Source organism: Providencia sp. PROV129 (assembly GCF_028482245.1).
In the GTDB taxonomy this organism is placed as follows: Bacteria; Pseudomonadota; Gammaproteobacteria; order Enterobacterales; family Enterobacteriaceae; genus Providencia; species Providencia vermicola.
The window spans coordinates 1-20977 of sequence record NZ_JAMPQD010000008.1; the positions used below are offsets into that span (position 1 = coordinate 1).

The window sequence follows — 20977 nt, forward strand, 5'->3', positions numbered from 1 at the left end:
ATCAAACGAAGGCATCCTTAGGAGCATACATAAGTATGTGACTAAGGTAACTGAGTGCAGACAACAACGCTGCGGTTTGAAATATGACGGGGATTTTGAAATATGACGGGGATGGCAATGAAAATACTCATAACAGGCGGCACAGGGCTAATCGGTACCCCTTTAGTCCAAAAGTTAATCTCCCTTGACCATAAAGTCACCGTATTGAGCCGTTCACCACAAAAAGTGTACAGTCATTTCTGTAAAGCTGTCGAATGCTGGACATCTTTAAACGACATCAATAACCTCAACGGCTTCGATGCTGTTATCAACTTAGCTGGTGAGCCCATTGCCGAAAAACGTTGGACTGATGAGCAGAAAAAGCGCCTTTGTGATAGCCGTTGGAAAATCACCCAACGACTGACCGAACTCATTATAGCCAGTGAAAAGCCACCGTCTGTCTTTTTATCGGGCTCTGCTGTTGGCTACTATGGTGACCAAGGCCAAATTGTTGTCACTGAAGACGAACAACCTCATGATGAATTTACCCATCAACTTGCCCAGCATTGGGAAGCGCTTGCAGAAAATGCAGCTTCCGATAAAACACGTGTGTGTTTACTGCGTACAGGGCTTGTATTGTCCCCTAATGGTGGAGTCTTGGGTAAAATTTTGCCTATTTTCAAAATGGGTGCAGGTGGGCCAATAGGTCATGGTAAGCAATACATGCCTTGGATACATATCAACGATATGGTCAATGCTATTTATTTTTTACTCATGACGCCTGTGCTTTCAGGCCCTTTCAATATGACAGCACCTTATCCTGTGCATAATGACCAATTCACGGCTATTTTAGGGGATGTCCTCAACCGCCCTTCTTTTGTTCGCACTCCCGCTTTTGTGATCAAAGCCATTTTAGGCGAATCTGCAGCCTTAGTATTGGGTGGGCAGCAAGCGATTCCTAAACGTTTAGAAGAAGCTGGATTTGAATTCGAATTTATCGAGTTAAAAATTGCATTAGAGGACTTATTGGTTCCCAAGGAAAACTAACCCCCTTTTAATGCTCCTAATAGCCTCATATCTCTACCATCTCGTGATATAAATATAACGGGATGGTTTCCACGCATTCCTATGAAAATGCTTGTGAGAATCATATTTAATTATATCCACTACATATATTAAATACAAAATCATTGATATTTGAAAGATACAAATAGAAAACATCATTATGGTATCTATTTATTAGATAAATTAAGGATGCCATAATGCCTACCCAAATAAATTCATTGAATAAAATCCCCTTTACCCATTCAAAATTTTTAAATTTTTTACAAAAAGATAATTCTAAATTTTTCCAAGAAAACATTTTGAAAATTACAAACTCAAAAGAACCTTTCCTCGGTTTTTGTTATGGTGCATCTGTCAAATTCTTACACTATAGTGATAAAGGTTTAGAACAAGACTATATCAATATTTACAATAAATACTTCGATGATGTTAAAACTAACGACACAATGATAGCAAAAAAACGCAGTGATTTGGCGATGGCATCCGTTTCAGATTATAAAAAATACACAGAAAAAAAACATATCATTAAACAAGGAAATCAACTTCTCAAAGAGATATTTGATATACAAAAATTACGATACAATTCAACAAATAATTATAATTTATCACTACACATTCCATTATCCTCACCTATCTTTAAAGAAAAAAGTCTTTTGAAATTAATAGAACTAGCCTTAGATGAAAACATTAAATGGTGTGTAGATAAGGAATATAGAATGTTTAAAATTACGATAGCACCATTAATTTCTGACAATATCAAATGTACAAAAAAAATATATTCATTGAATTCAAGTAAAATTTCAAGTCCAGATACTGACACACAAAAAGAAGCATGCGGCATTATTGAATCAGCGATTAACAAAAAAACACATCAAATGAGAATTAATAGCCTATTAGATTTAATGCTAATTTCCACAAGCGAAAACATAGAAAAAAGCTGGCTAGATACAAACAGCCAACAAAACTTAACTCCCAGTATAAAAATACAAGATGAATATGAAGAAATAACAAAATTAAATGATTTTATGGATGCAATTAGAGAATGCAAAGATGACAATCAAAATTATATATTTTTAAGCCCCAATCATGCTTGTGCAATTAATATAAAGAAAAACAAACAAATTGAATCCTATCAGTTTTTTGACCCAAATGAAGGTATTTATCAATCTGATAACTTTGATGATTTCACTTATTTTCTAAGAAGCTTTATGGATAAACATAAGGAATACGAGTTTATAAAAGATAGCGATTCTAATTATCAACTTTCATTCGTTAAACTTAATAGGATAAACCCAACTTCAAATAATCATAATAAAAAAAAGTTTTTGATAGTAATTTAAAAATAAACAAATTGCTTGCATTAGATAACTTTGAGGTAAAATTTAAAAGAAAATCATTCAAAAACTTGATACCAAAAAATAAAACTTACCGCATTGTTCATCGTAATTTTGACACGAAAAGCCATCTTGTGACATTAGCGTTTCATTACACGAAATCCAATAACGATAAGCAAAAGACCATCTATTCATCGAACATTGCTACCCCCATCCTTCATCAGGTTATACAAAGTAACCTAGCGCTATTGAAAAAAACGGATGAGGACATTTTTATTGATAAAAAAGGCAATATTTATCCTGTGGCACCTGATATTTCTATGGGTAATTTTAACCTTAATACTGACCCTAGCGTTATGTTTGGCACAAGGACACTTAATAACCAAGTATAAATACTATCTTAATTTATTTGGCCCCTTGCCAGCGATGAAATAAATCCTGTTCAAGTTCAATATCAAATTGGTCGAGTATACGGTTAACCGTTTGATTGACAATATCTTGAATGGATTGAGGTTGATGATAAAACGCTGGCATGGGTGGCATAATCACAGCTCCTATTTCAGCTGCTTGTACCATCAACTTCAAATGCCCAACATGCAATGGTGTTTCACGTACCCCGAGGACTAATTTTTTCCCTTCTTTAAGTACCACATCTGCCGCCCTTGTCACTAAGGTATCGGTATAGCTGTGAACAATACCTGAAAGGGTTTTCATGGTACAAGGCATTATTACCATGCCGGCAGTACGAAAGGAGCCTGACGAAATGGCCGCTGCAATATCGCGGCTATCGTAATTAAAATCAGCAAGTTGCTGTACGTCTTTCACGCTGTATTGTGTTTCCAGCGCTAATGTTTGGCGGGCAGCCGCACTCATCACCAAATGGGTTTCAACCTGTGTAACGGGTTTTAGTACCTCAAGCAATCTGACGCCATATATCGCCCCACTTGCTCCAGTTAACCCAATTATCAGTTTTTTCATTTCTCTGCCCAATCCACGGTAATTTTTAAAGATTATATACTATATTACGCGCCGTTGTTTGCCCTAACCGAATAATCAACATTCTGAGGATGTCAGGTTGCCACCAATACTGATAAAAACACACTGACGAAAACAATTCTCTAAATAGCTTGAACAACAGCTTAGCGGCAAGAGATGTCATCCCAAGGAGCATACAGTAGTATGTGACTTGGGTGGCTGAGCGCAGCCAACACCGAGGCAGCCTAAAGACACCAATCTCATCCTCTAAAGATTTTAGGTTGTCGCTAGGCGGCAAGAGAAGTCATCCCAAGGAGCATACAGTAGTATGTGACTTGGGTGGCTGAGCGCAGCCAACACCGCGACAGCCTAAAAGATGACGAGGATTTTAGGGAGATCAGCCACAATCCCAGTTATACACCACCCTGCTAAAATCCCTTTTCTTCAAATCTTCGGGATGAATAAAGAAATTCCCTACGCCAATGTCTCCCCACAGGACCCCGACTTCATAGTCGCTGTTTATTTGTAGGAGCAACTCATATTGCTGAATATCTTCTTCGTACTCTCTTGGATCTGATTGCGTAAAGAATGGATAGCCACCAATACAATGCGCACCTGACGCAAAGGCATCACTGTATGGTTCAACCCAGTCATCATAAAAATCTTCGCCTTCAAACTGGTCTTCGTAGTCATAGAGGTTATCAACGCCCAATATTTTTTGCCCGAATTGAAAATCATCGATACTGATATACTGCTCTGTCGGCGTATACTCGATAGCACAGGTTTGGTCAACGGGCGTGTAATAGTCATCTGAGTGCGCTGCAATAACAGCGGAAAAGTCTTGGGTTAATTTCGCTGTATCTTCAATAATATTTTCACGGTAGATAATCCTAAAGTCCGCTTGTTTTTGGCGGTCTTCGAAATTAGCCCCATATAAATCATCACCGCCAATAAAAAATTGTAACAACCCTTTTTCTGGGTAGTTTGCCAATTTAGGCATTTGTGCAAAGTTGATTTGTGCGAGCAGTTTTAATGGAATTCCCTCGCTATCGATGGGGTAAGGTTCGTTCAGAGGTAAGTACGGCATTCCACCCACACGACTTTCCCACCACACATATTCTTCTATCGGTGTTAAGGTCATTTCAACAAGGTTTTTTTTCGTTGCTTTGATTTTATCTATGAAGGGTTTTATGACATCAGGAAGAGAATCGAAATCAGCCATACTTAGCTCCAAATAGGTTGTTAATTTCTTTCTAGCCTACTTGATTTTTTCGAATTTTAAATCAGATATAACTGCAACTTATTCGTTTATTTAAAGCAATGATAGAAAAAATAACGTAAGCCTATGTGGAGTCAATGTTCTAACGAGTTTGAGTAACAGCCTAGTGGCAAAGAAACTATCCCAAAGCGCATACAAAAGTATGTACTTGTTAGCTAAATGATGCCAACAACGCTGTCACTCAAACTATGAACGAAGATTTTAGCCTTCGTTATAAATTTCCAAATCCTCGACTTCACTCTTATCTTTTAACTTCAGCTCGTCGTCTTTTCGCAAATTTTCCAAATAATCTAAATAACCTTGGTCAATGTCTTTGGTAACATAAATCCCATCAAATACGGAACATTCAAACTCAGTAATTTCTGGATTTTCTTCACGAACAGCATCAACTAAATCTGATAAATCTTGGAAAATTAACCCATCAGCACCAATTAATTTGCGAATTTCATCCACTTCACGACCATGAGCAATCAACTCGTTCGCATTTGGCATATCAATACCATAGACGTTCGGGAAGCGAACTTCAGGCGCCGCAGAGGCGAAATAGACATTCTTTGCGCCAGCTTCGCGCGCTAGTTCAACAATTTGCTCTGAGGTTGTGCCACGAACAATGGAATCGTCAATTAGTAACACGTTTTTATCACGAAACTCAGCACGGTTGGCATTCAGTTTACGGCGAACAGATTTACGCCGCTCTTGCTGACCCGGCATGATAAACGTACGGCCAACATAACGATTTTTCACAAAACCTTGGCGATACGGTTTATTTAATATATGGGCGATTTCTAACGCAATATCGCAAGACGTTTCTGGAATTGGGATAACGACATCGATATTTAAGTCTTCCCACTCACGCGCAATTTTTGCACCGAGCTTTTGGCCCATACGCAACCTTGCGTTATAGACCGATACTTTGTCGATAAATGAATCTTGGCGAGCAAAATAGACGTATTCAAAAATACATGGCGTCAATTGAGGGTTGTCAGAACATTGGCGTGTGAATAATTGACCTTTTTCAGTGACATATACCGCTTCGCCAGGTGCCACATCACGTAAAAATTCAAAACCTAATGTATCGAGTGCAACACTTTCAGAAGCGACCATATACTCATGTTCACCACTCTCTGTAATACGGCGTCCTAACACTAACGGACGAATACCATGTGGATCACGGAACGCTAACATACCATGGCCAATAATCAGAGCGACACATGCGTAAGCACCACGCAGTTTTTTGTGCATCGCAGCCACTGCACTGAAGACGTTATCGGGTTCAAGGGGGAAATGGTCAAATCTGTCTAATTCATATGCCAGCACATTGAGTAAAATCTCAGAATCCGAGGTCGTATTAACATGGCGACGTGCAGTTTCAAACAAACTTCGCGTAAGTTCGTGTGCGTTTGTCAGATTACCATTATGAGCAAGTGTGATACCAAATGGTGAATTTACGTAAAAAGGCTGTGCTTCCGAGGCACTGGAGCTGCCTGCTGTTGGATAACGGACATGCCCTAATCCCATACAACCTTGTAACCGAAGCATATGGCGAGTTTCAAACACATCTTTCACAAGGCCATTTGCTTTACGTAAACGAATATTATTTTTGCCATCAATAGTGGCAATACCTGCTGCATCCTGCCCACGGTGCTGAAGCACTGTTAAAGCATCATAAATTGATTGGTTAACTGGTGTAACACCAGCGATCCCGACAATACCGCACATTTGGTCTTTCCTCATCAGCCAGACGGAGAAATGTTCTCCGGTAGGAAACTTGACGCATTTTGCAGGTAGTCAAAAAACCACCTGATAATATGACTGAACTGTGGAATAAATTCTGAACGCTGCCAATCCTCACTTTGAGGAAGCGGTGTAAAGGTATCGAGAAAAAACAGCAAGGCCGATACAATCAACACACCACGCAGCGCACCGAAGCAAATCCCCAGAACACGATCTGTGCCTGATAACCCAGTTTTTTGCACTAAAGAGCTGATCACATAGTTCACCACCGCGCCCACAATTAATGTGGCAATGAATAATGCGGCGATTGCAATGCCATTTCGCACCAGTACGTCCTCAAAGCGGGTAAAATAGTCCGCTAAATAAGGGTAAAATGTACTTGCGACAAAAAAAGCACAGCCCCATGTCACCAGTGATAGTGCTTCACGAACAAAACCACGGATCAAACTAACCAGTGCCGAGAAGCCAATAATGGCGATAATTGCGTAATCTATCCAGACCATATTTCATCCAAAATTCGCACTCACGACATCAGCGAAGTGCATTCTAACAGAAAACGAAAACGTTTGCGTAACCATTTTTCTATCAATTTACAAAAAATAGCGGCGAAAAGAAAAAATCATAATCGCCGCAGTAAGTTACTAAATCCCCTTACCTTTTAGGGATTATTGATTCTATTTATTAGGGTTTGAATGTTTGAATTATCCCTTTTGTTCCTGTTATCGCGTTAAGTTCAGGAAGCGCGGCTTCTAGCTTCTGCCGTGATGCCTCTGGCCCAACATAAATACGCGTGAGTTTATTGTTCACCGGTCTTGCTGGAACGGTATACACTTGGTAACCCGATAACCGCAGCTTCGCGACAATCTCCTCAACCTTGCTGGCATTGTTTAGAGCAATGACTTGAACAACAAATGCTTTGCCTTGCGGCTCAGGTTTAACCTCGGGTTTTGGTTCAGGCTTCGGCTGTGGTTTTGGCTCAGGCTTGGGTTCTGGCTTAGGCTCAGGCTTAGGTTCTGGTTTTATTGGCTCAACTGTCGCTGGGACGTTTGCCGCGACTTGTTCATTTTGCTGCTGGGTAATTGCTTCTGATAACATAGCCTCAGAAGCCCCTTCCGAAGAGGCGCTCGCGCTATTATGTGCTAACGGTGCAATTGCTTCGATATCTTCTTCATCACCTGGCTTTGGGATAATAGGAATGGCCGCAAATTCACTTTCATTATATTTCTTATCGCCATCAAGAAGTGCAGGAAGCACGATGACCCCTGCCGCAACCAGTACAATGACGCCAGCAAGACGATTTTGAAATTTACTAGCCACCAGCACTATCCTTTTTGGTTTTCTAATAACATCATGACATGAGCGACTGTGTGGAATGACCCACAAACTACAATCACGTCTTGTTCTTGCGCCTCAACACAAGCTTGCTGCCATGCTTTTTCAACACAATCAAACACATTAGCTTGCTGTATATGCTGGCTCAATTGAGCCACATCAGCCCCTCGAAACTCAGTTAATGGTGCGAGATACCAGTCAGTCACCTGCTGCGATAAACACTCAAGCGTGCCTTGAATGTCTTTATCACCGAGCATCCCAACAACCGCACGAATGCGACGACTATCAACCGCAGGTAAGCCAGCTAATTTACTCACTAAATACCCTGCAGCATGAGGATTATGTGCCACATCCAAAATCATTAATGGTTTCTCACCAATAATTTGGAAACGTCCTGGCAATTGAGCTGATTTTAAACCTTGATAAATGGCAGCATCCGTGACTTTTTTTGCAATATCTGCATCAATTTGCAGTAAACAGCTAATTACGCCTAATGCCGTTGCCGCATTCGCCAGTGGCACATTCGGTAATGGAAGATCATGCCATTCACGTTGTGAGCTCTGCCAAGACCAACTCGTTGCTTGTTCGCTGTATTGCCAATCTACACCACGACGGAATAAATGGGTGCCAATGTTGTCTGCATATTTCCCAATCGACTCTGGCATATCGGGTTCACCCACCACACCATAATGTCCTTGGCGGAAAATACCTGCTTTTTCATGACCGATATGTTCACGATCAGACCCCAGCCAATCCGTGTGGTCGAGAGCAATACTGGTAATCGCAGCGATGTCTGCATCCACCACATTGGTCGCATCTAAACGCCCACCTAAGCCCACTTCTAAGATAACGATATCTAAATGAGCTTGCTTAAATAATTGTAGTGCAGCCAATGTGCCATATTCAAAGTACGTAAGAGAAATATTTTTACGTTGTGCTTCAATGGTTGCGAAAGCCTCACAGAAATCAGACTCGGAAAGCTCCTGCCCTTGAATACGTACACGTTCAGTGTAGCGCACCAAATGTGGCGAGCTGTAAACCCCCACTTTTAGCCCCGCTGCTATCAAAATTGATTCTAGCGTATGGCAAGTGGTGCCTTTTCCGTTGGTACCTGTGACGGTAATAACGCGAGGAGCTGGTTGCGTCAGATTCATGTGCCGAGCAACTTGGCCGACTCGTTCCAACCCCATGTCAATGTTTTGACTATGCAGGTCAGTGAGATAAGAAAGCCAAGCCTCCAAAGGAGACTTGGCTGTAGGAATGATTAGATTACTCATCATCTTTTTTATGCTTTGCAGAATCCTTTGCTGGTTCTTCGGCACTGATCTCATCAATAGCATTCAGGTCGATTTCTACTGTTTCTGCCACAATGATTGGCGTTTCATTAAAACTTGGCTTATTCGTTAACATCGCCAAAATTTCAGCCAGGCGATCACGCATTTCAGGGCGTCGCACGATCATATCAATGGCGCCTTTTTCCAGTAAGAATTCACTACGCTGGAAACCTTGTGGTAACTTTTCACGCACGGTTTGTTCGATAACACGAGGGCCTGCGAAGCCGATCAGCGCTTTAGGTTCTGCCACGTTGATATCACCCAGCATCGCTAAACTTGCTGAAACACCACCCATGGTTGGGTCAGTTAGCACTGAAATGTATGGTAAACCGCGCTCTTGCATTTTTGCTAAAGCGGCACTGGTTTTCGCCATTTGCATCAACGATAACAACGCTTCTTGCATACGCGCGCCACCACTTGATGAGAAACACACGAGTGGGCAATTATCTTCCAACGCTTGTTCTACCGCACGGACAAAACGCGCTCCAACGACGGAGGCCATTGAACCACCCATAAAAGAGAATTCAAACGCAGCGGCAACAACAGGCATCCCTTTCAATGTACCTTTCATCACGACCATCGCATCTTTTTCACCCGTTTCTTTCTGCGCTGCTGTAATGCGGTCTTTATATTTTTTGGAATCCTTAAACTTGAGAATATCTTTTGGCTCAAGTTCGCTACCGAGTTCTGTCGTAGAATTTTCATCAAGGAAAGTTTCTAAGCGCTGACGGGCATGGATACGCATATGGTGGTCACATTTTGGACACACAGATAAATTGCGTTCTAACTCAGCACCGTATAAAACTTGTCCACAGCTATCGCATTTAGTCCAAACCCCTTCAGGGATGTTGGCTTTGTGTGATTGGGTCAAGTTACCTTTCTTTAAAATTTTTTCAATCCAGCTCATTAATGGACCTTTTTGTCTGTTTCACTCTGGTTATCACCAGTATGTAATTTTTTGCCATTAAACCACAATGATATCTCACTGTAGATAAAAACTTTTTAAACCACTTAGTGGTTATCGATTTTTTGCGCTGCCGCACGCTTTTCTTTTGCAGCAATCCGACGATGACGAATAATTTCAACCACCCCCGGCAGAATTGAAACAAAGATAATCGCGACTATCAGTAATTTCAAATTCTTTTGTACGAACGGTAATTCACCGAAGAAATACCCTGCATAAGTGAATAATAATACCCAAATAAATGCGCCCGTCACATTATAAAATGCAAAGTGACGATAAGACATTTTGCCCATTCCTGCAACGAAAGGTGCAAAAGTTCTGACTATCGGCACGAAACGCGCCAGTATAATTGCCTTGCCACCGTGTTTTTCATAAAACGCATGGGTTTTATCTAAATAAACACGACGAAAAATCTTTGAATCCGGATTTTTAAATAATCTTTCACCAAAAATACGCCCAATCGTATAGTTTACCGCATCGCCAATAATTGCTGCGGTAATCATTAACGCCACCATCAAGTGCACGTTGAGTTCATTACTGTCCAAGGAGGAAATAGCGCCCGCAACAAATAATAACGAATCTCCTGGCAAAAATGGTGTGACCACTAACCCTGTTTCGCAAAATAGGATCAGGAACAGAATACCATATACCCACGTGCCATAATCTCTGACCAGTTCAGCGAGGTGCACATCAATATGTAAAATAAAGTCGATAATAAAACTGATAAATTCCATATAATCCTCATTAATAATAGCATCCGTGCTATTTGCAGTAATTATGAGATAAAGTTAGCGTCGATTTACATCAGTTCATCTTCGAGAAAAAGAGGCCCCATGACATGACTGGGGAGCGCAAATTTCTCTGGATAATCCACACTGACCAAATAAAGCCCTTCCGCTTTTGCCGTGGCGGCAGCTTTAGTTCGGTCTTTTAATTCAAGAAGATGAGCCATCCAATCAATGTCTTGATTGCCACAGCCAATCTCCAACAAACTACCAACAATGTTTCTCACCATATGGTGTACAAACGCATTGGCTTTAATATCCACCACCACATAATTGCCGTGGCGGCTCACATTGACGTGCATAACATTACGCCAAGGTGTTCTAGACTGACACTGGACTGCTCTGAATGACGTGAAATCACGCTCGCCTATCAGTGCTTGTGCCGCTTTGTGCATCCGTTTTTCATCCAGTGGATAATGAAAATGCGTCACGCCATTGGATAAGATGGCAGGCCGATAGCGGTGATTAAAAATCACGTAGCGATAACGACGCGCCGTTGCACTAAAACGCGCATGGAACTCATCACCCACAGGTTGGCACCAACGTACCGCAATATCTGGCGGTAAATGCGTGTTAACACCCATCGTCCAAGCGGCTTCTTTACGCTCAACTGACGTTTCGAAATGCACAACTTGCCCTGTTGCGTGAACACCTGCGTCTGTCCGACCCGCGCAAAACACGCCAATCGGCTCTGCGGCGATTTTCGACAAGGCTTCCTCAAGACAACCTTGTACACTTTTCACTTCTTGCTGGCGTTGCCAACCAAAATACCGACTGCCGTTGTATTCAATACCTAACGCGATACGATGCAACTTTGTTGACTCGGACATCAGTAAAACAGCTCCTGAGCGAGTTTTTCCGCTGTTTCAACTGCCATTAATGCACCACCGAAACGCACGTTGTCCGCGACTGACCAAAACTGTAAAATCTCGGGGATCCCGTAGTCATTGCGCACACAGCCAATACTGAGCAGGTCGTTACCTGACGCATCTGTCACTTGTGTTGGATAATCACCCTCTTCTGAGACCTGAATATCATCAAAACGTTCAAATTCATCGTTCGCTTCTTCAGCGCTAATCGGGCGCAGTGTTTCTAAATGGACAACTTGTGCATTACCATAAAAAACAGGGGATTGGATAAAACTGACTGCAACAGGTAAGCCATCGTCCTGCAACACTTTACGCACCTGTTCAACTAAGCGGCGCTCATGTATGACACTGCCTTCCATATCCGCCAATAGCGGCAGCATATTAAAGGCTAATTGCTTACTAAAGCGCCCTTCTTCCGCTGGAATACCATTCAATAAACGTGCGCTTTGCCCTGCCAGTTCATCTACCGCCGCTTTACCGTAGCTTGAAACTGATAGCATATTGGTTAATGTGATACGGCCTAAACCCGCGGCATCCACTAACGGTTTAATTGCTGTCAATAATTGGCTAACTGCGCTATCTGCTAACGAAATAATATTGCGATTACGGTAATCCGCTAATACTTGCGGGTTCACGGCAGGTACAATTAATGGCACATCAGGTTCTTGAGCAAACACACCGCTGGTATCAATCACAATGCAGCCATCTTGTGCCGCGGACTCTGCGTATTGCAGCGTTGCCGCTTCGCCTGCCGCGAAGAAAGCCATTTGGGCTTGTGACCAATCGAAGTCTTTGGCATCGTTTACTTGAATACTTTTACCATTAACACGTACGCTCTCCCCCGCACTGCGTTCACTGGCCAGTAAATACAGCTCGCCGACTGGGAATTCTCTTTCTTGTAATAGTGAAATTATTGCTTCACCCACAGCACCGGTTGCACCCAATACTGCAATATTCCAACCTTCAGTCATGGCTATTCCTCTAAAAAATAAAAAATTAAATGACCTCAATAATTGAAGTCATTTAATCAGATGTTCATCTTACTGAAATCTATGATTGGTGAATTAAGTTCGCCTTAAAACCGAGCTCAGTGAGTAAAGTGGCTGTTTGCGGGTCATCACAAATCACATTCAGGGATGACCACTCACGGCGTTCTTGGTAATTTTTGCGCAATTTATCAAATTCACCTTTGATACCAGCAACAGCTCTAAGTGCTGCATCATCACGGCGCACATCATACACTAGATGCACTAACCTTTTGAGCTGGTTTTGCGTTAATTTACCATTAAGCGCTAATTCGCTGATATCAGGTTTTGGCAGTAGCGATGAGAGGGAAACGTGCGCCGATTTACCGAGAAATTGGCAATAAGCTTCATAAACTTGTGTCGTTCCACGCGCTTTCCCCTCTAAGGTATAACCTGCAATATGTGGCGTACCGATATCGACTAAATGGAGTAAGTCGGTATTCAAATCAGGCTCTGGCTCCCAAACATCCAGTACGACACTGATTTTTTTTCCTTGTTGAAGTACTGCGAGTAACGCTTGATTATCAACGACCTCACCACGGCTAGCATTGATTAAAATAGTCCCTTCACGCAAGTTCTCTAAGCGGGTTTTGTCCATCAAATGGAAGGTTTGGTCTTCCCCTGCCATATTCAGTGGTGTATGGAAAGTCAGCACATCGGCCTGAGTAAGCAACTCATCAAAAGCCACAAATGGCCCTTCTTCACCTTTTGCTGCGCGTGGTGGATCGCATAACACGGTTTTCACACCCCATGCGTTCAAGCGCGTGGCTAAACGGCCACCCACATTACCGACGCCCACGATCCCAACGGTTTTATCCCGTAAATCAAAGTTATCGCGCTGTGCAAGCAGTAATAAAGACGAAATCACATATTCCACCACAGCAATGGCATTACACCCTGGTGCAGAAGAAAAACCAATATTGGCAGTGGACAACCATGCCGTATCCACATGGTCAAATCCTGCGGTTGCGGTACCGACAAATTTAACAGGTGTCTTATTCAAAAGTGATTCATTGACTTTGGTGATGGAACGAACCATTAATGCATCTGCATCAATGAGTTCTTGTTCAGGGATCGGGCGTCCTGGTACGGCCTTAACGTCACCTAGCTCACTAAACAGTGCCTGAGCGTAAGGCATATTTTCATCAACTAAAATTTTCACGCGGTATGTCCCAATGATTGACAATTTATCTCTGTATCACAATATTTTGCCACGGTTTAATCTAGATGCCTACGAGAGTTAGCGCTCCAGACCAAAGTTATCATCCATCGCAAATTCTTTCACACGGAACCGGTCAGGTGTCACCCCTGAAATTTGTTGGAACATCGCAATAAATGCAGATGCCGAACTATATCCCACATCCAACGCCACTTCATGCACACTTTTTCCTCTTTCCAAGCCTGCAACCGCATGTAAATAACGTAAACGTTGCCGCCATTCACTAAACGACATACCGAGCTCTTGTTGGCAGCGCCTTGATAGCGTACGCTCTGAGGTATAAGAACGTTTTGCCCATTGGGCCAGTGTCGTGTTATCTGCGGGGTCGTTTTGCAGCTCTTGCAAAATCGGGGCTAAAAATTTGTCCTTGGTGGCAGGTAAATAAGTGTCTTGGCATGGGGAGAGGGAGAATTGGTCAATCAAAACATGGGCAAGGCGCAAGTCTTGTTCTGTTTCGGGTTGAACAACACCCCGCTGGTACATATCCGTCATAATAGATTGAAATATCGTACTTAAACGAACCACGCACGGACGCTGAGCTAATACATCATTATATTCATGCGAGAAATCCACGATGCGAAATTTGACACTTTCTTTATTAAAGCTAGCATGGGGAATATTCGCGGGGATCCAAATACAAAATTCAGGCGGTGCCAAGTAGTGCTTGCCAGCCACTTCCATTTCCATAATACCGCACACGACATACAGCATCTGCCCAAATGGATGTGAGTGTGATTTGTACTCAGTGAGTGCAGCGGTTTGTTCGTGACGAAATGCAATAAGTTCAGGCTCAATTATATTGCATTCACTAATGTGCCAAATATCTAATTTTGAATTTCCCATGATACCTGTCTGAAAAGCGTTATCGATTGTCTGATTATCAGTATATCTAAAAAATCGGTCAGATGTATACTGGATCACATTCGATATGGGAGAATGTTTTAATGAAGAATTTGCTTTTTCCGCTAATTGCGGTTTTATTGTGGTCAATCAATGCCATTGTGAACAAAGCCGCGTCCACTGCCATTGACCCCGCAGCGATTTCCTTTTACCGTTGGGCACTTGCATTAGTCGTTATGACCCCCTTTGTTCTGCGCTCAGTACTGCGCCACCACAAAGTAGTGATGAAACATTGGTGGCAATTGGCCATTTTAGGAGCGCTCGGGATGATGCTATACCAAAGCTTAGCCTATTATGCCGCCCATAGTGTTAGTGCAACATTTATGGGAATAATGAACTCATTAATTCCATTACTTACCGTGATCATCAGTATTTTTGTACTGCGCGTAATCCCAACAGTCGGTATCGTTCTGGGTTCGGCTTTGTCGCTGTTTGGTTTATTGTGGCTAGTCAGTCAAGGCAATCCAAGTACGTTGCTATCCCACGGGTTAGGCCAAGGCGAGTTAATGATGATTGTTGCCTCTGCGGCTTATGCACTCTATGGCGTGCTGACAAAACGTTGGGCAATTCAGCTCTCTAGTTGGGACTCACTCTATGTGCAAATCTTCTTTGGGGTGATTTTACTGTTACCAAACTTCTTAATGGCCGATGACGTGGCACTGAATAGTCACAATATTGGGTTAGTCATGTTTGCAGGGATTGCCGCCTCCATTATTGCTCCAGCTTTATGGATCCAAGGGGTGATGCGTTTAGGCGCAAATACTACATCTATATTTATGAATCTCGCGCCTGTATTCACTGCAATTATCGCTATTTTCGCCTTAGGTGAAGAGCTAAAAAGCTATCATTTAATCGGCGGAGGCGTGGTATTACTGGGTGTTATGTTAGCGCAGCAACTACGTACTCCACTCACACACATGTTCCGCCGTGAAAAAAAGGTGGTTCAAAAGGATACTTGTCAGTAGAATAGAATTACAAAAGCAATAAAGCAATGTCGTCACTCATATGCCCCACATTGTGGGGCTATGTTTGAAAGTCCCTCACAAAAGAATCCCTATATTTCTCTCTCTTTTTTACTTTTTTCGTCTCTTTTTTATCAACATTAATGCTTTGTGACATTTTAAAATCACTCAGTTATTCATTATTTTCCTACCATTGGTAATCTCAAAACCATCTTATTGCCCATTGTAGACAAAATCCGATTGAAACTTCTTCATAAGCAATTAGACTTAAGCCAAATTAAATACCTCTTTAGTAGTATTAACTCAGAGTGCCCATTGAACACAGGAGCGTGGCAAATAACCTGATAAGCCATGACAAGGAAAAACCATGACTAAACAGTTTAAGATGGTATTGTTTGTATTGATAATAATTGCTATCGCAGGTGGCATTTATTTTATCAATGCATCAAGCCAATCCAACTCAGCTCAAGCTGGGTATGACTTATATCAACAAGGTGATACTAAAGCCGCTGTTGAGCAATTTCAAAAAAATGCCGATAAAGATCCTCAATCTGCCTATGCCTTAGCCATGATGTATAAAGATGGAATTGGTATTGAGCCTGATGATGAAGCAGCGCAGCGTTATTTGATCAAAGCCGCTGAAGCTAATAATAAAAATGCACTCTATAACCTAGGTTATTACCGTTATAACCGTGAGATGGATGATACCCCAAACGATAGAAGCGGTCTCGTTTCCCTCACAAAAGCAGCTGATTTAGGTGTAATAGAAGCACAAGAGTTAGTGGGCAGTGTGTACATGGAGGATAGATACGACGAAATTCCCCAAGACATCAAGCTAGCGCGCCACTACTTTACATTAGCCGCTGAGCAAGGCTCCAAAATATCAAAATTTGCACTGGGTTATATCGCCCATCAATTTGACAAGGACAATAAAAAGGCAGTTGAAATCTTAACACCGCTAGCTAGCAAAGATTTTCCATTCCCTGCCATGTTGCTGGCCACGATTTATGAACAAGGTGGCGATGGGATCGCACCAAACCCTGCGTTAGCCAAAAAATACGAACGCATGTCATACTCCTCTACGTTCGATTATCTTTCCCAAAGCAATGACAGGGAGCCAGCACCTTTATCATTGTATGGTTCGCAAACTGCTGAAGAAAAACAACAAATTATTGCCAACCTTGAAGAACGAGCCAGTAAAGGCGAAGAATACGCTATTTACACGTTATATCACAAATACAGTGTAGGAGAAGACGTCAAACGCAGTGAATTACGCGCAATGGCGTATTTGCGCCCTCTAATACAACAAAAGAAACCTAAGGCACTGTACCTCAGTTATCTTGCAGACAATAGCAAAATTAAAGCGCTAACTGAGGCTGCGGACCAACAATATCCAGACGCGATGTATGAAGCTTATCGTGCTTATTCAGGTACTATTTTCAATTCAGTTGAACGGAATGACGCTTTAGCCAATAAATACTTAATCTCAGCGGCGGATTTGGGGCACCAAGAAGCGCTTATAACCATCACCCAACGCGCCATTTCTGACTATAATTTTCCCACTAAAAAACTCAATGAAACCGTGGCAAAATATCTGCCAGAATTAATGAAGAAGTACCCAAACTCAGCAAAGGCACAAATTCTTGCCAGCCAAGTTTATGGTACTAAAGGCAGTGTATTATATTCCCCAGAAAAATCTTTTGAGGCGACAGAAAAAGCAAACCGCATTCAGCCAAGTTATGAAACACAAATGCAACTTGCTCGCGGCTATATTAATGGCTTTGGAACAGAAAAAAACCTCGAAAAAGCCACACAAATACTGAAAGATAACTTAGATTCACGGGGCTACCCATCCACCGCAGAACGCATGTTAGTTCATTTATACTATCGTTATGATATTAAAGCATTTGTGGATGAAAAAACGATTGTTGATATCTTAAAAAAAGACGTTATTGAACGCGATAATGACGCATTAGCCCATTATTATGCAGACTATTTACTACGCCAAGATGCAGAAAACAATAAAAAATTAGCCTTTGAACTGTATGAGAAAGCAAGCAAATACGACTATAACGGCCGTGTCTATTACGCTGCTGCCCTGCTCAAATATCAACCCACTGAAACCAATACCATCGCCAATATACTTGTCGATTTATTAGACTCGCCTCGAGCCAAATCAGAGTTAACCCCCGAAGAACTCGCCACCGCCTATGATGTTTTATTTAAAGCAGGCTTAAACCGCAGAGATACGAAGGCCATACTGGTTAGATTAGCGGCCAATGAGAAAAATACCGAAGCACAAAAATTAATTGAGCCACTGATTGGTACAGACGCAGATATTACTTATCAGTATGGTATTACGCAACTTACAAACTTAAAAAATGTAAGTGCCCTAACGAATGACGAACTCAAGCCTTATTATGACACTATTTTAAAAGCCGCAGATTTAGGAAGTACCTCCGCGATTTTATATATTGCACAAAACCTTGATGGCGTGAATTACATCAATGATAAAGCCTATTATAAAGACCGCTTCCAAGCCATCTCTGGGTTAACGTCTAATGACCTCGTTCCGCAGTATAAGCGCTGTGCAGCATTAGGCAGCAACCGCTGTTTATATGAGTTGGGTGAAATTTACCAAAAAGGCAATTATGGGGAAGATGCTAACTATGATCTCGCCATGGAATATTACAACAAAATATCCGACCCTGATTTCAGCTTTTTAAAATCACGCAAAAGAGAAATTGAAAAAGCGAGAGCCTCGTTTATTACCATTCAGGCGAATGCAAAAAACAATGATCCTGATGCCATTCGCACCCTCGCCAATGCCTATAAATTCGGTAATTATGGGCAGAAGGTCGATAAGCAAAAATGGCAAGAATACCTAGAGAAAAGCGCCAAGCTGAATAATGAAACAGCACTTGAAGAGTTAATTGATTATTATAATGAAAATGAAGAACTTCAACGTGCAAACAAAAGCAAAATTATTGGTTATTACAACCAATTAGCTGCCCTTGGTAGCAAAAACTATACCCGTGAACTGGCACACCAATATTTAAATGGCAGCCAATTAGTTGATGTTGATCGTCAAAAAGCCCGAGAATACTACCTAAAAGCAGGTAGTTGGGGCAATCAATACATCAAGTATATGGACGATTTTGACATTGGCATGCAAACGCTAAATGAAAGTGCGGTTGCAAAATACAAAGTGGGCCGCGCCTATTTATATGGTAATGGAGTGAAAGAAGACCGCCAGCAAGCCATGAAATACTTGAAAATGGCCAGTGACGACAATAACGATAACGCAATAATCCTCTACAGTGAAATGCTGTATTTGGGCGAACTCTCCGCAGATAAGAAAACGTTAGTTGTTGAACCCAATTGGGATGAAGCCATTGTTTATCTGAGGAAACATTCCAACCCAAGCCGTGTTGAAGAATACACAAAACTGTATGACACCACCGTGGTACCTGCACAAAATGGTGATGCAGAGGCGGCTGAAAAATTAGGGGATTGGTATAAATCCCGCGGTCACGCCCCTGCTGCGCAGCTTTGGTACAAAAAAGCCATTGCTGGCGGTAACCTCGCCGTTTATCCATCACTGGATAAAGTGACAGAAAATAGCCAAGCCAAACGCCAAAACTACCTTGATGGCACCGCGAAAGGCGATCTGTTCTCTAAGGTGCAACTTGCAGGCGATTACTTGTACGATAGCAGCATCACCTTAGAGTCTGACGAATACAACGCTGCGATCCAATACTTGCAGGAAGGGATGAAATCGACTGATGAGGCGCTTTCAAAACAGGCGTTCAATTCCTTAGCAAATTTGTACCAAAACGGTATCCGCAGTGAAAAAAATGATCTAAATCGCAGCAAAGATGATAAAAAATACTTTTCTTTACTTGAAAGTGAAGCCCAAAACCGCCCTGATGCTCTCAAGCGTTTGTATTCCTATTACGCCAGTAGTGATCCACAAAAAGCCTTAGAATATCTGGAGCAAGCCTATAAAAAAGGCGATATGGGCGCAATCAAAATGCTCTATGAAATTAACTCTCCTGGGCGCTACTGTTCCAATAGTCGTAATACTGACATGGATAAGGCAGGTGCCTATCTGAAAGAGTGGTTAGAAAAAGGCAAGTTCGAAAAAAACACCGATAGAACCTTTATTCAAGAACCTGAAGATTTGTCTCGTGCCATGGGTGACCTCTACCTTAAGGGGGAATGTGATGTTGAGCAAGATCTTGATAAAGCCATTGAATGGTTTGAAATATCCTTGAAATACCATGATAAATACGCCCTTGGTAGTCTTTATGATGCCTATACCCGTAAAAATGATGCCAAACAAGCGTATTACATCGCCTTAAGATTGGAAAAAGATACTGACAATATTGAGTTGATGAATAAACTGTCAGCAGAAGATAAACAAAATGTTGATAAACGCTTTAAAGAAGAGCAAGACTTCCAAAAATATGGCCGTTTTGCAAAGGAGATTGAAGCTAAGCGGGTTAAAGCAGAAGCAGGCGACAAAATGGCCGCGTTCTCCTTAGGGATCAACTATGCCCGAGGTGAAATGGTTCCCGAAGATACGCAAAAAATGATTTACTATTATGAGCTTGCAGGAAAAAATGGTTACCCTAGAGCCTACAATATTCTTGGCAATCTCTATCGCAAAGACAATGAGCGCGGAATAGAAAAGGACTTCGTAAAAGCCCTGTATTATTTTGATTTAGGCGCCCAGCAAAATGATAGTAATACTGCGCACCTAGCGGGAGATATGCTGTACTTTGGGCAAGGTATGCCAAAAGATTACGACCGAGCAGCCAAATACTACGATATGACCAATTTAGAGCAAGGTGCCCACCATGCCATGGCAAAATACAAACTTGCCTATATGTACTATAACGGCTGGGTTGGTAGCAAAAGTAAAGAAGATCTGCAAAAAGCCCACGACTACCTTGAATTAGGGGCTAAATACCAAGATAAAGACTCCATCAATGCCTTAAAAAAATGGGATTTTAGTGCACTGAAAAAATAGATGATAAAAATAAGGGCGCTCAATCAATAGCGCCCTTCAAACTGCGGAAAAACCGATTAGGTTTGGCTGTAGGTTGGAGATGTTTTAAAAATAAACTAGGAAAATCAATTTATTGATTTTCGGCTAATAACACAAAGCAGGAAAAACCACGTTTTTATCCTGCTTTGTCAACAACATCAAGGGCGC

16 protein-coding genes are annotated in these 20977 nt (G+C 41.8%); 4 read left to right on the forward strand and 12 right to left on the reverse strand.

The annotated features are described in order from the left end of the window. Positions 1-117: 117 nt before the first annotated feature. Both PSF27_RS05030 and PSF27_RS05035 read left to right on the forward strand, forming a co-directional pair. Complete coding sequence (locus PSF27_RS05030; protein WP_272574095.1) at positions 118-1026, forward strand: TIGR01777 family oxidoreductase; 909 nt, start codon at positions 118-120, stop codon at positions 1024-1026. Positions 1027-1241: 215 nt separating this feature from the next. Next, positions 1242-2384, forward strand: a complete 1143-nt coding sequence (locus PSF27_RS05035; RefSeq protein ID WP_272681009.1) for a hypothetical protein — start codon at positions 1242-1244, stop codon at positions 2382-2384. A gap of 399 nt (positions 2385-2783) precedes the next feature. Here the strand turns inward: PSF27_RS05035 and PSF27_RS05040 are convergent, their stop codons facing one another. The 12 genes from PSF27_RS05040 to PSF27_RS05095 form a co-directional block, all read right to left on the reverse strand. Next, positions 2784-3356 (reverse strand): UbiX family flavin prenyltransferase, encoded by a 573-nt coding sequence (locus PSF27_RS05040; protein WP_272681010.1) that lies wholly within the window; start codon positions 3354-3356, stop codon positions 2784-2786. A 394-nt stretch (positions 3357-3750) separates the two neighbouring features. Next, the gene (locus PSF27_RS05045; protein WP_272681011.1) at positions 3751-4575 is read right to left on the reverse strand and encodes a YwqG family protein; all 825 of its coding nucleotides are present in this window, start codon (positions 4573-4575) and stop codon (positions 3751-3753) included. A gap of 258 nt (positions 4576-4833) precedes the next feature. Next, a complete protein-coding gene (purF, locus tag PSF27_RS05050) occupies positions 4834-6351 on the reverse strand; it encodes an amidophosphoribosyltransferase (RefSeq protein WP_206082373.1) in 1518 nt (505 codons plus the stop codon). Between the two features lie 14 nt (positions 6352-6365). Further along, a complete protein-coding gene (cvpA, locus tag PSF27_RS05055; protein WP_206082374.1) occupies positions 6366-6869 on the reverse strand; it encodes a colicin V production protein in 504 nt (167 codons plus the stop codon). Between the two features lie 178 nt (positions 6870-7047). Beyond that, positions 7048-7683: a cell division protein DedD gene (gene dedD, locus PSF27_RS05060; protein WP_206082375.1), complete on the reverse strand. Its 636-nt coding sequence runs from the start codon at positions 7681-7683 to the stop codon at positions 7048-7050. 5 nt (positions 7684-7688) lie between these two features. Then, a complete protein-coding gene (folC, locus tag PSF27_RS05065; protein ID WP_272681012.1) occupies positions 7689-8978 on the reverse strand; it encodes a bifunctional tetrahydrofolate synthase/dihydrofolate synthase in 1290 nt (429 codons plus the stop codon). Further along, positions 8968-9939: an acetyl-CoA carboxylase, carboxyltransferase subunit beta gene (gene accD / locus PSF27_RS05070; protein ID WP_272681013.1), complete on the reverse strand. Its 972-nt coding sequence runs from the start codon at positions 9937-9939 to the stop codon at positions 8968-8970. The genes folC and accD overlap by 11 nt, the downstream gene beginning before the upstream one ends. Before the next feature lie 104 nt (positions 9940-10043). Further along, the gene (locus tag PSF27_RS05075; protein ID WP_206082378.1) at positions 10044-10730 is read right to left on the reverse strand and encodes a DedA family protein; all 687 of its coding nucleotides are present in this window, start codon (positions 10728-10730) and stop codon (positions 10044-10046) included. A 65-nt stretch (positions 10731-10795) separates the two neighbouring features. Next, a complete protein-coding gene (gene truA / locus PSF27_RS05080; protein WP_206082379.1) occupies positions 10796-11611 on the reverse strand; it encodes a tRNA pseudouridine(38-40) synthase TruA in 816 nt (271 codons plus the stop codon). After that, the gene (locus tag PSF27_RS05085; protein WP_206082380.1) at positions 11611-12621 is read right to left on the reverse strand and encodes an aspartate-semialdehyde dehydrogenase; all 1011 of its coding nucleotides are present in this window, start codon (positions 12619-12621) and stop codon (positions 11611-11613) included. Before PSF27_RS05085 ends, truA begins: the two co-directional genes overlap by 1 nt. A 79-nt stretch (positions 12622-12700) precedes the next feature. After that, positions 12701-13837 carry a 4-phosphoerythronate dehydrogenase PdxB gene (pdxB, locus tag PSF27_RS05090; protein ID WP_206082381.1) on the reverse strand — a complete coding sequence of 379 codons (1137 nt, stop codon included), beginning with the start codon at positions 13835-13837 and terminating at the stop codon, positions 12701-12703. Positions 13838-13915: 78 nt separating this feature from the next. Next, positions 13916-14737, reverse strand: a complete 822-nt coding sequence (locus tag PSF27_RS05095; RefSeq protein WP_225818938.1) for a helix-turn-helix transcriptional regulator — start codon at positions 14735-14737, stop codon at positions 13916-13918. A gap of 101 nt (positions 14738-14838) precedes the next feature. On the opposite strand from PSF27_RS05095, the gene PSF27_RS05100 reads away from it, so the two are divergent. Both PSF27_RS05100 and PSF27_RS05105 read left to right on the forward strand, forming a co-directional pair. Beyond that, positions 14839-15759, forward strand: coding sequence for a DMT family transporter (locus PSF27_RS05100; protein WP_206082383.1), 921 nt, complete (start codon positions 14839-14841; stop codon positions 15757-15759). A 364-nt stretch (positions 15760-16123) separates the two neighbouring features. Next, positions 16124-20791 carry a tetratricopeptide repeat protein gene (locus tag PSF27_RS05105; RefSeq protein WP_272681014.1) on the forward strand — a complete coding sequence of 1556 codons (4668 nt, stop codon included), beginning with the start codon at positions 16124-16126 and terminating at the stop codon, positions 20789-20791. Positions 20792-20977 lie beyond the last annotated feature (186 nt).